The organism is Novosphingobium sp. ST904, from assembly GCF_001298105.1.
Lineage (GTDB): Bacteria > Pseudomonadota > Alphaproteobacteria > Sphingomonadales > Sphingomonadaceae > Novosphingobium.
Window position 1 is genome coordinate 120,600 of sequence record NZ_LGJH01000157.1, and the last position, 13,940, is coordinate 134,539.

Annotated in this window: 11 protein-coding genes and 2 pseudogenes; 7 read left to right on the forward strand and 6 right to left on the reverse strand. The window is 65.0% G+C overall.

Annotated features, from left to right (window positions below; all coding sequences use genetic code 11):
- Window positions 1-97: 97 nt before the first annotated feature.
- Entirely contained in the window at window positions 98-565 is a 468-nt protein-coding gene (locus ADT71_RS20600; RefSeq protein ID WP_054439809.1) for an outer membrane protein, read from the reverse strand.
- Window positions 566-821: 256 nt separating this feature from the next.
- Here ADT71_RS20600 and trpB point away from each other — a divergent pair, with 256 nt between their 5' ends.
- The 3 genes and pseudogenes from trpB (at window position 822) to ADT71_RS20615 (ending at window position 4,172) form a co-directional block, all read left to right on the forward strand.
- Window positions 822-2,063: a tryptophan synthase subunit beta gene (gene trpB / locus ADT71_RS20605; protein ID WP_054439811.1), complete on the forward strand. Its 1,242-nt coding sequence runs from the start codon at window positions 822-824 to the stop codon at window positions 2,061-2,063.
- Window positions 2,064-2,066: 3 nt separating this feature from the next.
- Window positions 2,067-2,860 (forward strand): annotated as a pseudogene (trpA, locus tag ADT71_RS20610) (tryptophan synthase subunit alpha).
- Window positions 2,861-2,876: 16 nt separating this feature from the next.
- Window positions 2,877-4,172, forward strand: a complete 1,296-nt coding sequence (locus tag ADT71_RS20615) for a folylpolyglutamate synthase/dihydrofolate synthase family protein (RefSeq protein WP_054439814.1) — start codon at window positions 2,877-2,879, stop codon at window positions 4,170-4,172.
- Here the strand turns inward: ADT71_RS20615 and ADT71_RS20620 are convergent.
- On the reverse strand, window positions 4,169-5,491 hold the full coding sequence (locus ADT71_RS20620) for an MFS transporter (protein WP_082370471.1): 1,323 nt from the start codon (window positions 5,489-5,491) through the stop codon (window positions 4,169-4,171). The two genes, ADT71_RS20615 and ADT71_RS20620, sit on opposite strands and share 4 nt — an antisense overlap.
- A gap of 200 nt (window positions 5,492-5,691) precedes the next feature.
- Complete coding sequence (locus ADT71_RS31580; protein WP_054439817.1) at window positions 5,692-6,021, reverse strand: hypothetical protein; 330 nt, start codon at window positions 6,019-6,021, stop codon at window positions 5,692-5,694.
- Between the two features lie 328 nt (window positions 6,022-6,349).
- On the opposite strand from ADT71_RS31580, the gene ADT71_RS35915 reads away from it, so the two are divergent.
- The 3 genes and pseudogenes from ADT71_RS35915 to rsmD all read left to right on the forward strand — a co-directional run bounded on the left by ADT71_RS35915 (window position 6,350) and on the right by rsmD (window position 7,618).
- Window positions 6,350-6,634, forward strand: a complete 285-nt coding sequence (locus tag ADT71_RS35915; RefSeq protein ID WP_156336715.1) for a hypothetical protein — start codon at window positions 6,350-6,352, stop codon at window positions 6,632-6,634.
- Window positions 6,631-7,023: a hypothetical protein gene (locus ADT71_RS35920; RefSeq protein WP_156336718.1), complete on the forward strand. Its 393-nt coding sequence runs from the start codon at window positions 6,631-6,633 to the stop codon at window positions 7,021-7,023. Before ADT71_RS35915 ends, ADT71_RS35920 begins: the two co-directional genes overlap by 4 nt.
- Window positions 7,024-7,070: 47 nt before the next feature.
- A pseudogene (gene rsmD / locus ADT71_RS20635) lies at window positions 7,071-7,618 on the forward strand (16S rRNA (guanine(966)-N(2))-methyltransferase RsmD).
- Window positions 7,619-7,681: 63 nt separating this feature from the next.
- Here the strand turns inward: rsmD and ADT71_RS20640 are convergent.
- Window positions 7,682-8,320 carry a hypothetical protein gene (locus ADT71_RS20640; protein ID WP_054439819.1) on the reverse strand — a complete coding sequence of 213 codons (639 nt, stop codon included), beginning with the start codon at window positions 8,318-8,320 and terminating at the stop codon, window positions 7,682-7,684.
- 135 nt (window positions 8,321-8,455) lie between these two features.
- Here ADT71_RS20640 and ADT71_RS20645 point away from each other — a divergent pair, with 135 nt between their 5' ends.
- Complete coding sequence (locus tag ADT71_RS20645; RefSeq protein ID WP_054439821.1) at window positions 8,456-10,741, forward strand: ATP-dependent helicase; 2,286 nt, start codon at window positions 8,456-8,458, stop codon at window positions 10,739-10,741.
- Window positions 10,742-10,778: 37 nt separating this feature from the next.
- On the opposite strand, the gene ADT71_RS20650 is transcribed toward ADT71_RS20645, so the two are convergent.
- Window positions 10,779-12,290, reverse strand: a complete 1,512-nt coding sequence (locus tag ADT71_RS20650) for a carboxylesterase/lipase family protein (protein WP_369818317.1) — start codon at window positions 12,288-12,290, stop codon at window positions 10,779-10,781.
- Between the two features lie 37 nt (window positions 12,291-12,327).
- On the reverse strand, window positions 12,328-13,755 hold the full coding sequence (locus tag ADT71_RS20655; RefSeq protein WP_054439823.1) for a DEAD/DEAH box helicase: 1,428 nt from the start codon (window positions 13,753-13,755) through the stop codon (window positions 12,328-12,330).
- Window positions 13,756-13,940: the final 185 nt, after the last annotated feature.

The window sequence follows — 13,940 nt, forward strand, 5'->3', positions numbered from 1 at the left end:
GACCGCCCTTCCCTGGCTTACGCTCCTTGCAGAGCGGATTCCCATCGTCCGGCCCCGCCTGGCGAACTCGGTAGCTGCGCCAGGCCGAAGCGTTCGATCAGAACTTGTAGCCGACGCCAACCAGGCCGACGTCTGCGTCGGGGGTGTTGTCGCCAACCAGCAGGTGCTTGTATTCAGCCTTGGCGTAGAACTGGCTGCCGAGACCCTGCTCGACACCGCCACCAACAGCAACGGCGCTGTTGCCGTACTTGCTGAACTTCGACTGCCAGGTCGAAGCGGCATAAAGCTTGGTGGCCGGAAGGACCTTGAAGCCGGCGCGGCCGCCGACGCCCCACGAAACGCGGGTGTTGTCGGTCAGGATCTTGTCCGCCGAACCTTCGACGCCCACGAAGAACTTGTCACCCAGGTCGTAATCGTAACCGACAGCGACGCCAGCAACTGCTTCGCTGTCGCTACCGTCCCAGATCACGCCGGTGCGCGCTTCAACGCGTGCTTCGTTGGCCAGGGCGGGAGTAGCAGCAGCCACGGCAGCAACCGCGGCGAGCGAAACGAGTGCAATACGCATATTTTTTAACTCCAGTGTGTCCCCGGCCCTCACCGGGGGAGGCCCCGCTGCTCCCCCTTACCTTTCGCCCAGATGAACAAAATTATTCATAATTACCCGAAACCGTCATGAAACTGCCGCTTACAGACATTATATTGCCAATGCATTCAGTGGTGTTGCATGATTTGCAATTGAAATCGGGCAACTCGTCCCCATGCAGTCTAATAGAGGCGAAGGCGCTGGACTTGGCCGCGCCGCTCTGCCAATCGGCCCGATCATGACCGCACAGACGCCCGTGAACAGTCTCCGCAGCCTGCCCGACGATACCGGCCACTTCGGCCAGTTCGGTGGTCGCTACGTCGCCGAGACCCTGATGCCGCTGATCCTCGATCTCGAGACGGAATACCGCAAGGCACAGGCGGACCCGGCATTCTGGGCGGAATTCGACGCGCTGATGAAGGATTTCGTGGGCCGTCCCAGCCCGCTCTACTATGCGCCGCGCATCACCGAGTATTTCCGCGCCCTTGCCCCGGAAGGCAAAGGCCCGAAGGTCTACTTCAAGCGCGAAGAGCTGAACCACACCGGCGCGCACAAGATCAACAACTGCATCGGCCAGATCCTGCTCGCCATCCGCATGGGCAAGAAGAAGATCATCGCCGAAACCGGTGCCGGCCAGCACGGCGTCGCCACGGCCACCGTCGCCGCGCGCTTCGGCTTGCCCTGCAAGATCTTCATGGGCGCCAAGGACATCGAGCGCCAGAAGCCCAACGTGTTCCGCATGAAGCTGCTGGGCGCGGAAGTGATCTCCTGCGAAAGCGGATCGCAGTCCCTCAAGGACTCGATGAACGACGCGCTGCGCTACTGGGTCGCGAACGTCCACGACACTTTCTACATCATCGGCACTGCCGCAGGCCCGCACCCCTATCCTGAACTGGTGCGCGATTTCCAGTCGATCATCGGCAAGGAAACGCGCGAGCAGATGCTGGAGAAGGAAGGTCGCCTGCCCGACATGCTGGTGGCAGCCGTGGGCGGCGGATCGAACGCGATCGGCCTGTTCCACCCCTTCCTCGACGATCCCGAAGTCGCAATGACCGGCATCGAGGCAGCGGGCCACGGCATCGACACCGACAAGCACGCTGCCTCGCTGACCGGCGGCAAGCCCGGCATCCTCCACGGGAACAAGACCTACCTTCTGCAGGACGAGGACGGCCAGATCACCGAGGCACACTCGATCTCGGCCGGGCTCGACTATCCGGGGCTTGGGCCGGAGCACTCGTGGCTGCATGAGAGCGGCCGCGTGAACTACGTGCCGATCACCGATACGCAGGCCCTCGAAGCGTTCCAGCTCTGCTGCGAACTCGAAGGCATCATCCCGGCGCTCGAAAGCTCGCACGCGCTGGCCGCGCTGCCGCAGCTGACGGCTCAGATGGACGAGGACAAGCTGCTCGTCGTCAACGTCTCGGGCCGCGGCGACAAGGACATCTTCACCGTCGCCGAAGCGCTGGGCGTGGAGCTTTAATCGATGACCCGCTTCGAAACCGCATTCGCCAAGGAAATTAACGGGAAAAGCCGGGCGGCGCTCGTCTGCTTCATCACCGGCGGCGATGGCGACACTGCCGCCAATCTCGACGCGCTGGTCGCAGGCGGTGCGACGTGATCGAACTCGGCATGCCCTTCACCGATCCCATGGCCGACGGCCCGGCGATCCAGGAAGCGAACATCCGCAGCCTCGACGCCGGCACCAAGACCACCGACATCTTCCGCATGGCAAGCGAATTCCGCGCCCGTCATCCGCAGGTTCCGCTGGTGCTGATGGGCTATGCCAACCCGATGATCGCGCGCGGCGCGGACTGGTTCGCGGATGAATGCGCCAAGGCCGGTGTCGACGGCGTGATCTGCGTCGACATCCCGCCCGAGGAAGATGCCGAGCTCGGTCCGGCCTTGCGCGCCAGGAGCGTCTCGCTGATCCGCCTCGCGACGCCGACGACCGACGCCGCGCGCCTTCCTGCCGTTCTCAGTGGCTCCTCGGGCTTCCTCTACTACGTCTCTGTCGCCGGTGTGACCGGCATGCAGCAGGCCGCTCAGGGCTCGATCGAGGACGCCGTGGCAAAGCTCAAGGCGGCCAGCACGATCCCGGTTGCGGTCGGATTCGGCGTCCGTACCCCCGAACAGGCAGCGCAGATCGCCAAAGTCGCGGATGGTGTCGTGGTCGGTTCGGCTCTGGTCGATCTGGTCAAGCAGCATGGAACCGAAGCCCCGGCACATTTGCGCGAACTGACCTCGGCCCTGGCCGAGGCTGTCCACGCCGCCCGATAAGCACGGAATTCCGCCGATGCGCGACTTCGCGGTTTCGGATTCGCCCGAGGTTCAGGCCCAGCTCGACCGGCTCGGCGCGCTCGCCGTGCCGCAGGGTCGCCTCGGCCTCGAAACGATCCGCATGCTCCTTGCGCGTCTCGGCGACCCGCAAAAGCACCTGCCGCCGACCTTCCATGTGGCCGGAACCAACGGCAAGGGTTCGACCTGCACTTACCTGCGCGCCATGCTGGAAGCGCAGGGGCTGACGGTCCACACCGCCACCAAGCCGCACCTCGTGCGCTACAACGAGCGTATCCGCCTGGCCGGCAAGCTTATCGACGACGGCATGCTGGCCACCTTGCTGGCGGAAGTGCTCGATACCGGCGAAGACCTTGCTCCCAGTTTCTTCGAAGTGACGACGGCATCGATCTTCCTCGCATTCGCGCGGGTTCCTGCGGATGCCTGCGTGATCGAAGTCGGGCTTGGCGGGCGCTTCGATGCCACCAACGTGATCGAACATCCGGCCGCGGTCGGCATCGTCACGCTGGGCATCGACCATGAGGCCTTCCTGCTTCGGCCGGAGCCGGGGGTTCCCCAGGAACCGCTCGCCCGCATCGCCTTCGAAAAGGCCGGCATCGTCCGTCCCGGCGCTCCGGCCTGCACCCTCGCCTATCCGGAATCAGCCGAACTCGAAATCGAACGTGCCGCCATGACCGCCGGTGCACCGCTGCACATGCGGGGGCGGGACTGGGACGCCAGCGTGGGCGAAAGGATCGAGTATTCGGACCGGCACGGCGAACTCGTGCTGCCGCTGCCCAGCCTGCCGGGCTCCCACCAGGCCGAGAATGCGGCACTGGCCGTCGCCATCCTGCGCCATCAGGACCGTGTTTCCGTCTCGCCCGAAGCTATGGCGCAGGGCATCGCAGCGGCGCGCTGGCCAGCGCGGCTGCAACGCCTGTCAGCCGGCCCGCTCACCCATTTCGCAGGAGCACGAGAAGTGTGGCTCGATGGCGGTCACAATCCCGATGCTGGGCTCGCGATCGGCCGCCACTTCGCCGGGCAGCGCCTGCATCTCGTGATCGGAATGCTCGCGAACAAGGACCCTGGCGCCATCACCGATCCGCTCGCCGCGAATCTCGCGAGCATCCGCGCGGTTCCGGTGCCTGGCCACGAATGTCATGGCCCTGCAAGCTTTGGGTCCAAAGCCCTGGCAGCGCGCTCCGTGGAGGAAGCACTGGCAGCCCTGCCCGACGACGGACTGCCCGTGCTGATCGCCGGCTCGCTCTACCTCTCGGGCGAGGTCCTGCGCGCCAACGACGAGATTCCCGACTAGGACTCCTCAGGATTGTCCTCACCCGCGGTCCCCATCGCCTGATCGACAAGGCCGGTCCGGCACATCCACCAGAACAGGACGATGCCGGGCAGCGAAGCGACGGTGGTGACGAGGTAGAAGTTCACGTAGCCCAAGGCCTCGATCAGGGCGCCTGCCGTCGTACCGGTCAGGAAACGGCCGACGACACTGGCACTCGCCGAAATCAGGGCATATTGCGAGGCCGTATAGCGCAAGTCGCAGAGCGCCGAGAAATAGGCGATGACGACGACCCCGCCATAACCCGAAGCGATGTTCTCGAACCCGATTGCGCCGGCCATTCCCCAGTTGCTGTGCCCGGCGGCAGCCAGCGCCGCGAAGCTGAGATTGGAAATCCCCATCAGCACCAGCGAAACCATGACAGAGCGCTTCAGGCCCATCTTTGCGAATGCCACCCCGCCGATGAACACGCCGATCAGATAGGCCCAGAAGCCCAGCCCCACGTCGTAGATGGCGATTTCGTCATTGCTGAAGCCAAGATCGTCGAACAGCAGGCGGAACGTGAGATTGGCCAGCGTGTCGCCGATCTTGTGGACGAGGATGAACAGCAGGACGAGAAACGCGCCGTTGCGGCGGAAAAACTCGCCAAACGGCCCGGCAATCGAATTCCAGACCTCCACGACACCGCGCTTTTCCACCACCACCTTGCGGCGTTCCGGCTCGCCGAGGAACAGCGCGGTGAGCATTGCGGGCAGCGCGAAGACCGCACAGGCCGCATAGCCCGCGCTCCAGCCATAACGCGCCGCCAGAATCAGCGCCAGCGCGCCCGCACCGGCAGAGCCGATGCGCCAGCCATATTGGCTCATGCCCGAGCCGGTGCCGAGCTGGTAGGGCTTCAGCGTCTCGATACGGTAGGCGTCGATAACGATGTCGAAGCTGGCGCCGGCAGCGCCCACCAGCACGGCGGCGATGACCGTCGCCCGGATACTGGCAGCCGGATCGACCAGCGCCAGATTGAGCACCGCGGCGATCACAAACACGCCGCAAACCAGCATCCACGAGACGCGCTGGCCAAGCCGGCCGATCACCGGAAGGCGTACGCCATCGATGATCCAGGCCCAGAAAATCTTGAGATTATAGACAAGGAAGGCAAGCGTGAAAGCGGTAACGGTCTTCTTGTCGATCCCGTCCTGCGCCAGGCGCGTCGTCAGCGTCGCGCCGATCATCGCATAAGGAAAACCCGATGACAGGCCGAGCAGGAATGCCGCCAGCGATTCCTTTTCGAGATAGGGCTTGATTGAATCCCAGACGCCGCGACGCTGTTCGATGCTTTGGGCGTCCACGCCTTACTCCCTGAAATTGCGATCCCGCGCCAACCTAACGCCGCAATGCTCGAAGGGAAGGCTGGATGAAGCGGCGATCAACAGGTATGGGCGGGCGAATGTCCAAACCTCCTTTCAAATCCGGCGGCCCGAAGCGTGGCAGCTCTTCCCGCGATGGCGGATCTTCTCGCGGCCCCTTCCGCACCGGCTCTGGCAACAGCTCAGGCAACGGAGGTCGGCGCGGCGCCGATAGAACCGGACGCGATGGCGCCCCCCGTAGCGACGGCCGCCGCGAAGAAGGCCGACGGGAGGAAAGCACCGGACGTGGCCGCGGCCCCCGCGACGGCCTGTCGCGCGATACGCGCCCGTCGCGGGATGATCGTCCGGCTCGTGCAGAGCGCTCCGGCCGCGACGACCGCCCGGCACGCGGTGGACGCGGCGATCGCGGCGAACTCTTTGGCCGCAACGAACGCCCGGTGCGCGACGAGCGCCGCGCGCGCGACGACCGGCCCGTCCGCTCCGAACGCCCGGCACGCGGCGACCGGCCCCACCGGGACGACGCTCCGGCGCGCGGTGAACGCCCCGCACGTTCGGCCAGGGCCCCGCGGGACGGCGCGCCGCGCCGGAGCCCCGGCTCGCGTTCCGGCGAGTTTACACCTTCCGGCGGCGCATATGTTTCGCGCGGCTCGCGCCAGTCAGATTCGCGGCGACAGGACTCCCGGCCGTTCGACGGCGATCGCCCTCGCAGGAAACCGCCCCGCTCGGCCCCGCAGGCTGCCGCTCCTACGCCCAAAACGCCGGGAATGCCCGTGCGCGAAGGCGAACGCATCGCCAAGCTTCTCGCACGCGCCGGAATCGCCAGCCGCCGCGAGGCGAGCGATGATCATCGAAGGCCGCGTCAAGCTGGGCGAGGACGTGATCGAAACGCCGTCTACCGTGCTGCACGATCTTCGCGGCGTGACGGTTGACGGCAATGCCGTCCGGGAGGCGGAGGAAACCCGCCTCTTCGTCTTCCACAAGCCCGCAGGCCTCCTTACTGCCGAACGCGATCCGATCGGTCGTCCCACGATCTACACCGCGCTGCGCAACGCCCTGCCCGAGGGCAGCGGCCGCGTGATGCCGATCGCCGTCTCGACCTCAACACCGAGGGCCTGCTCCTGTTGACCAATGACGGCGAATTCAAGCGCCAGCTTGAACTGCCCGCCACCGGCGTGCCGCGCACGTATCGTGCCCGCACATTCGGTGACATTTCGCAGGACCAACTCGAGGATCTGATCGAAGGCATCGAGATCGAGGGCGTGGTCTACGGCAAGATCGACGCCAACATGGAGCGCCGCACCGGGCGTAACCAGTGGATCGAGATGACCCTCACCGAAGGCAAGAACCGCGAAGTCCGCCGCGTTCTCGAACATCTCGGTCTGCAGGTCAGCCGCCTGATCCGCACCTCCTACGGGCCGTTCCGTCTACTGGACCTGCCCAAGGGAATGGCGTTCGAGGTGGCTCCGCGCGATCTCGATAACTTCCGCCGCACGCTGCCGGGCAACGCCGCATGAAAGTGGGAGCGAAGGCCCCGATGAAAGGCGGTCCGATCAAGACCGGCCTGCGCATCGTCGCCGGTGAATGGCGCGGCCGGAAGCTGGCCACGCCGGAGGGGGAAAATACCCGCCCCACCGCAGACCGCACGCGCGAGACGCTGTTCTCGATGCTGGCCAGCCGTCTGGGCACTTTCGAGGGCCTGAAAGTGGCCGATCTCTTCGCGGATCGGGCGCGCTCGGATTCGAGGCGCTTTCACGCGGCGCGGCGCACTGCCTGTTCGTGGACCAGGATCCGGCAGCCATCCGCGCGATCCGCTCCAACATTGCCAACCTGCAGGCACAGGGCAAAAGCGATGTCCGGGCAGGTTCGGTAATGGCGCTCGGGCCTGCGAAGGACGTCCTCGACCTCGTCCTGCTCGATCCGCCTTACGAGACCGGGGCCGGGGTCGTCGCGATCGACAAACTCGCGCGGCTGGGCTGGATCGGCGAGCAGACCTGGATATGCCTTGAAACCTCCCGCACCGAGGCCGTGTCCATTCGGGGCTTCGAGGTGGAATCGGAACGCGACGTCGGCAAGGCGCGCCTGCACTTCCTTCGCAAGACCGAATCCTGAATCCGCCGGCCTGAGGCAGTGCGCGTTGAAGCGCGCCGCTTCAGGCCGGAAGTCTTGCCTTCCTCAGACGCCGCCGCGATTGCGGCAATTGTCCGTCACCTTCTTGCTGCATACCGGATACGGCTTGTTCATCGCGGTCGCCGGAGGGGGCGTCAGCGCGCCCTTGTACGGGCCGCCCTGATATCCCTGATCCGCAGGCATCGCAGGGCGCACCGCCTGCTGCGCAAACTGCGGGTCGGGTACGCCGTTCGTGGGCATTCCCTCACCCGGAGGATTGGCCTGAGTGGGCGGCGTGGTCGGGGTCTGCCCGGCAAGCTGCTGCGATATGGAATTCCAGGCGATTGCCTGCTGCTCGGGCGTCATCTTGTAGATCTGTCCGCGCTGGTCCGGCGTAAGCGCCCAGTAGCCTTTCTGCTGCGGGTCCGTCAGGCTCCAGTAATAGGCCTGATACTCCGGCGACCAGGAATCGTAATCGGCACGCTGGGCTGCCGGCCACGAATCGTACATAGCCTTCTGTTCGGCAGACATTGATGCCGGAGAGATCGGCCTGGCCGGCGGCGTCCCGGAATCCGAAGGTGCTGCCGGCGGCGGAGGGGCTTCTGGCGCGGCGGGCATTTCGCCATTGGTATCCTGCGCCCCCATCGCTCCCGACATTCCCAGGAACGAAAGCGCGGCGGCTCCGGCAAGGAGATATTTTCGCATGATCGCTCTCCATGTTCTTGTTCGTGAACAACCGACGCCCCGTCCCTGGGATTGTTCCCCCGGTGCGACGAAGCGGCCTTGCGCCGCGACACCCCGTTCCCTAGATGTTCACGGGTGAACGATCTGCAATCCTCCATGCCCGAAGCCTCGTCGGACCCTCTGCTCGAAGGCCTGAATCCGCCCCAGCGCGAAGCCGTCCTGACCACTGACGGACCAGTGCTGATGCTGGCAGGCGCGGGAACAGGGAAAACCGCAGCGCTCACTCGCAGGCTTGCCAACCTGATCCGCAACCGGCTCGCATGGCCCAGCGAAATCCTCTGCGTCACGTTCACGAACAAGGCTGCGCGCGAGATGCGCGAACGCGTGGGCCATCTCATCGGCCCTGCCGTGGAAGGGATGCCATGGCTCGGCACGTTCCACGCGATTGCGGCGAAGATGCTGCGTCGCCACGCCGAACTGGTAGGGCTGCAGCCAAACTACACGATCATCGATACCGACGATCAGTTGCGGCTGCTCAAGCAGCTGATCCAGTCCGAAGGGCTGGACGAGAAGCGCTGGCCAGCGCGCCAGCTCGCCGGTTGCATCGATCGCTGGAAGAACCGGGGCCTCAATCCCGCCGACCTCGACGCTGCCGAGAACGAGACTTATGCGAACGGGCGCGGCCAGAAGTTCTATCAGCTTTACCAGGACCGCCTGAAAGCGCTGAACGCCTGCGATTTCGGCGACCTTCTGCTCCACATGCTCAACATCCTGCGCACCAACCGCGAGGTGTTGGAACAGTACCAGCAGCGCTTCAAATACGTCATGGTGGACGAGTATCAGGACACCAACCAGGTCCAGTACCTCTGGCTCCGCCTGATCGCACAGGGTCATCGCAACATCTGCGTGGTGGGCGACGACGACCAGTCGATCTATTCCTGGCGCGGCGCCGAAGTGGCTAACATCCTGCGATTCGAAAAGGATTTCCCCGGAGCCAAGGTCATCCGGCTTGAGCAGAACTACCGCTCCACGCCGCAGATTCTCGCTGCCGCCTCCGGCCTCATCAACGAGAACAGCCAGCGGCTCGGCAAGACGCTGTGGACCGAGCGGCACTCGGGCGACAAGGTGCGGGTGATCGGCGTATGGGATGCCCCCGAAGAAGCGCGCCGGGTCGGTGACGAGATCGAGCGCCTCGAACGCGAAGGCGCTCCGCTGGAACAGATCGCGATCCTCGTGCGCGCCCAGTACCAGACCCGCGAATTCGAAGACCGCTTCATCTCGATCGGCCTCAAATACCGCATCATCGGCGGTTTCCGGTTCTACGAACGCGCCGAGATTCGCGACGCTCTCGCCTATCTTCGCGTCATCGCCCAGCCCGCCGACGATTTGGCGTTCGAACGTATCTACAACGCCCCCAAGCGCGGGCTGGGCGCAAAGGCGCTGGAAGCGCTGCATGTCCTGGCGCGCCGCCGGAACATTCCGCTCGCCATGGCCGCGATCGAGATCGTCGATACCGACGAACTCCCCGCTCGCCCGCGCAATACCTTCCTCTCGCTGATGCGTGACTTCGCCCGCTGGCGCGAACTCGCCGGAACCGAGAACCCTGCCGACCTCATGCGCACCGTGCTCGACGAGAGCGGATATACCGATGCCCTTCAGGCGGAAAAGACGCCCGAATCGGCCGGACGCCTCGAAAACCTCACCGAACTCGCCCGGGCCATGGAAGAGTACGAGAGCCTGGGCGACTTTCTCGAACACGTCAGCCTCGTCATGGACAACGATGCCGCCTCGGACGAGGAAAAGGTCACGATCATGACCATGCACGGCGCCAAGGGCCTGGAATTCGACAACGTGTTCCTGCCGGGCTGGGAAGAAGGCGTGTTTCCCTCGCAACGGGCGATGGACGAAGGCGGGCTCGCCAGTCTCGAGGAGGAACGCCGCCTCGCCTACGTTGCCATCACGCGCGCGCGGCGAAAGTGCACGATCCTCCACGCCGCCAACCGCCGGATCTACGGCCAGTGGACAAGCTCGATCCCTTCCCGGTTCATCGCCGAACTGCCTGACGATCACGTCGAGAGCGAAACGACATTGTCAGGCGGTGCTTCCCTCTGGCGCGCGCAATGGTCGGAACATGGCGATCCTTTCGCCGACGTCGCCCGGGCGCAGCCCGCGCGCACGATGACACGCGGCCCCGGTTGGCAGCGCGCCGCTGCCCGCGAGTTCGATCCCGCACCGCGCCGCATTGCCGAAACCACCCGTAGCGCCGCCAGCTTCGCCGCCAAGCCTCGCACCGACATCGAGATCGGCGCCCGCGTCTTTCATGAGAAGTTCGGATACGGCACTGTCACCGCGCAGGAAGGCAACAAGCTGGAGATCGACTTCGAGCAGGCCGGCCGCAAGCGGGTGATCGACAGCTTCGTCAAGCCAGCCGGAAGCGAATGAGCCTCCCGGCCGGCTGAACGCGTTGGCTTGGCGGCGCCTAGATCCCGCTTTTGGCGGAGGCTGCCTCGATCTGCCGGAGCCACGGGTCAGCGCCGAATTCGGCCGTTCCGCCGGGCGAAAAGTCCATCAGCGCGGAGCCGTCTCCGGCGCGTGACTTCCATTCCGGCAGGCCTGCGCCGTTAGGATTGCCGGTCTTCGCGAAATTCACGAGATAGCTGCTGATGGTGCGGCCCATTTCCCGATCCCGCGCGCTGGTCTTGCCGCTGTATTTCACGTCCTGCGTATCGAGGAAGAACGGTATGTCCGTAGCATGGCCGGCCCCTTTGCCGCCGCCTTCAATCGATGTGGCAACATAGGAAAAGCGGTATTCGTAGACAGGTGCGCCGCCGGCCGCCGCCAAGGCCGATATCTGCCGCGCCCCCGCAACCATGCTGCCCGAAATCCCGCCGATATCGTCACTGGTGGCACCGATCATCATCGGCACGCGATGGAACGTTTTCGCCTCGTAGGCATGGCGCTGATCCACCGCCAGCTTGCCGTCGCTGAACGGGCTGGCGAACGTGCGCGGCGCGCCGCTCGGACTGAAGAGAGCCATCAGGTTGAGCCCATCCGTCACCGCATCGGCAGAAAGGCCGCGCAATTTTGCAAGGGCCTGCGGATCATCGCGGGAAATGCCCTTCGCTTCGGCAAAGCGCACGCCGATCGCTTCCGTGGCGGCGAGATCGGGATTGGCAAGGCTCGTGCCGTTCCCGCCGGACATGACGACTGCCTTGTCGAACAGCCCTTCGGCCATGGGCGAGGTCACCAGGTTGTTGACGGACATGCCGCCCGCGCTTTCGCCTATGATCGTCACATTCTCGGGGTCGCCGCCGAACGCCGCGATGTTCCGCTGCACCCAGGCAAGCGCGGCGATCTGGTCCATGAAGCCATAGTTGCCGACAAGCCCCTTGTCCTGCGCCGCGCGGGTCAGCGCAGGATGGGCGAAAGTGCCGAAACGGCCGACCCGGTAATTGAAGCTGAAGAACAGCACGCCCTGCTTCGCGAGTTCTGCACCTGAATAAGTCGGCGGCGATGCGCCGCCGTTCACGAAGCCGCCACCGTAGATCCAGACGATCACGGGGAGTTTCGCCTTGGCCTGCGCCGGGCGCCAGACATTGGCGTAGAGACAGTCCTCGGCGGGGGGCGTGCCCAGCGGCGCCGCATCTCCGGCGAAGGGCTTCTGCATGCAATCATGCCCGTAGCTTTCCGCCGAACGGACATCCTTCCATGCCGCAACAGGCTGCGGTGCACGCCAGCGCAGCGCGCCGACCGGCGCGCCGCGAAGGGAATTCCCTTCCAGCTCACCACCTCGTCCTCGACGCTGCCGGCAAGCCTGCCGCTGTCCACCTGGACCACCGCCTGCGGTTCGGCCAACGCCGCGCACGAGGAGACGAGCGCAGCGCCGAACGCCAGAGCATACCTGAATTTCATGGATAATCCGCCTCGCCTGCCTCTCGATAGAAGGCAGTCTGCACAGGGCGGCAAGGACAGGCAAGCACCATTGCCGCACCCTGAGGCGCGGCAATGGTGCCTGGCTTGAAGTAGGATCAGGTGAGAGCGGAAACGCTCAGGAATTCGGGGATCGGACCGTTCCAGCCGTCATCGGCGGGCTCGGCATCGCGGCGACGCGAGCGATTGCCATCGGCACGGCGTTCGCGGCGCTGTTCGTCACCCCGGCTTTCGCGGCGCGGGGCACGCTCAGCGCGTTCCTCGCGAGGAGCTGCGCGTTCTTCACGCGGCGCGGCACGTTCTTCGCGCGGGGCTTTCGCCTCCGTGCGCGGCTCTGCACGCTCACGCTTCTCACGGCGGGGCTTTTCCGCACGAGCAGCAGCTTCGGGTGCTTCCGCAGCCGCTTCCTCGCCGCCGAGATGATAGACCGGAATCTTGCCGCCGGTCAGCTTCTCGACGTTCTCGATCGCTTCGGCGTCTTCAGGCGCCACGAAAGTGAAAGCACGCCCGGTTGCGCCGCCACGGCCGGTACGGCCGATACGGTGGACGTAATCGTCCGGATGCCAGGGCGTGTCGAAGTTGAAGACGTGGCTCACGCCCTTCACGTCAAGCCCGCGCGCAGCCACGTCGGACGCGACGAGGATGTTGATCGAGCCATCCTTGAAACGCTGGAGTTCGGCAAGGCGCGCCGGCTGCTCCATGTCGCCGTGGATCTCGCCGGCCGCAAAGCCATGGCCCTTCAGGCTCTTGGCCAGTTCACGCACGGTCGTCTTGCGGTTGGCGAAGATGATCGCGGTCGAGACGTTGTCGGTGCGCAGGAGCTGGCGCAGGGCCTCGCGCTTCTTGCGGGCCGGCACCGCCACCTTGTGCTGGACGATATTCGTGTTCGCGGTCGCCGGGCGGGCCACCTCGATGTACTTCGGATTCGACAGGAAGCGATCCGCCAGCTTCTTGATCGGCGGAGGCATCGTTGCCGAGAAGAGCAGCGTCTGCCGATTGGTCGGCAGCTTGGAACAGATGCTCTCGATGTCGGGAATGAAGCCCATGTCGAGCATGCGGTCCGCTTCGTCGATGACGAGCAGTTCGCAGCCGGTCAGCAGGATCTTGCCGCGCTCGAACAGGTCCATCAGGCGGCCCGGCGTCGCGATCAGAACGTCGACACCTTCCTGCAGCGCCTTGATCTGGTCGCCCATCTGAACGCCGCCGATCAGCAGCGCCATGCGCAGATCGTGGTTCTTGCCGTACTTCTCGAAGTTCTCGGCAACCTGGGCCGCGAGTTCGCGGGTCGGTTCGAGGATCAGCGAGCGCGGCATCAGCGCACGGCGACGGCCATGCGCGAGAACGTCGATCATCGGGAGCACGAAGCTGGCCGTCTTGCCGGTGCCTGTCTGGGCGATGCCGATCAGGTCCTTCATCATCAGGACCGGCGGAATGGCTTGGGCCTGGATCGGAGTCGGTTCGCTATAGCCAGCGGTTTCAACCGCTTGCAGCAATTCGTCAGACAGGCCGAGATCGGCAAAGTTCATAGACAGACAGGGCTCATAGGCAAACAGGTTAGCGAAAATCAGGCAAGTTAGCGAGAATCAGGCAGGTTAGCGAGAATCAAGGACGCTAAGGATATTCGCGGCGCTACGGCGACGACCGAATCAATCGGTCAGCACGAAGCCGATCGTATATCTGGCCGGGCCCTATGCGGGAAATGCCCCCAACG

Excerpts from the sequence above, each read along its gene's own strand:
- ADT71_RS20600 (WP_054439809.1), bottom strand. The coding sequence starts at position 565 with ATGCGTATTGCACTCGTTTCGCTCGCCGCGGTTGCTGCCGTGGCTGCT.
- trpB (WP_054439811.1), top strand. The coding sequence starts at position 822 with ATGACCGCACAGACGCCCGTGAACAGTCTCCGCAGCCTGCCCGACGAT.
- ADT71_RS20615 (WP_054439814.1), top strand. The coding sequence starts at position 2,877 with ATGCGCGACTTCGCGGTTTCGGATTCGCCCGAGGTTCAGGCCCAGCTC.
- ADT71_RS35915 (WP_156336715.1), top strand. The coding sequence starts at position 6,350 with ATGATCATCGAAGGCCGCGTCAAGCTGGGCGAGGACGTGATCGAAACG.
- ADT71_RS20640 (WP_054439819.1), bottom strand. The coding sequence starts at position 8,320 with ATGCGAAAATATCTCCTTGCCGGAGCCGCCGCGCTTTCGTTCCTGGGA.
- ADT71_RS20645 (WP_054439821.1), top strand. The coding sequence starts at position 8,456 with ATGCCCGAAGCCTCGTCGGACCCTCTGCTCGAAGGCCTGAATCCGCCC.
- ADT71_RS20655 (WP_054439823.1), bottom strand. The coding sequence starts at position 13,755 with ATGAACTTTGCCGATCTCGGCCTGTCTGACGAATTGCTGCAAGCGGTT.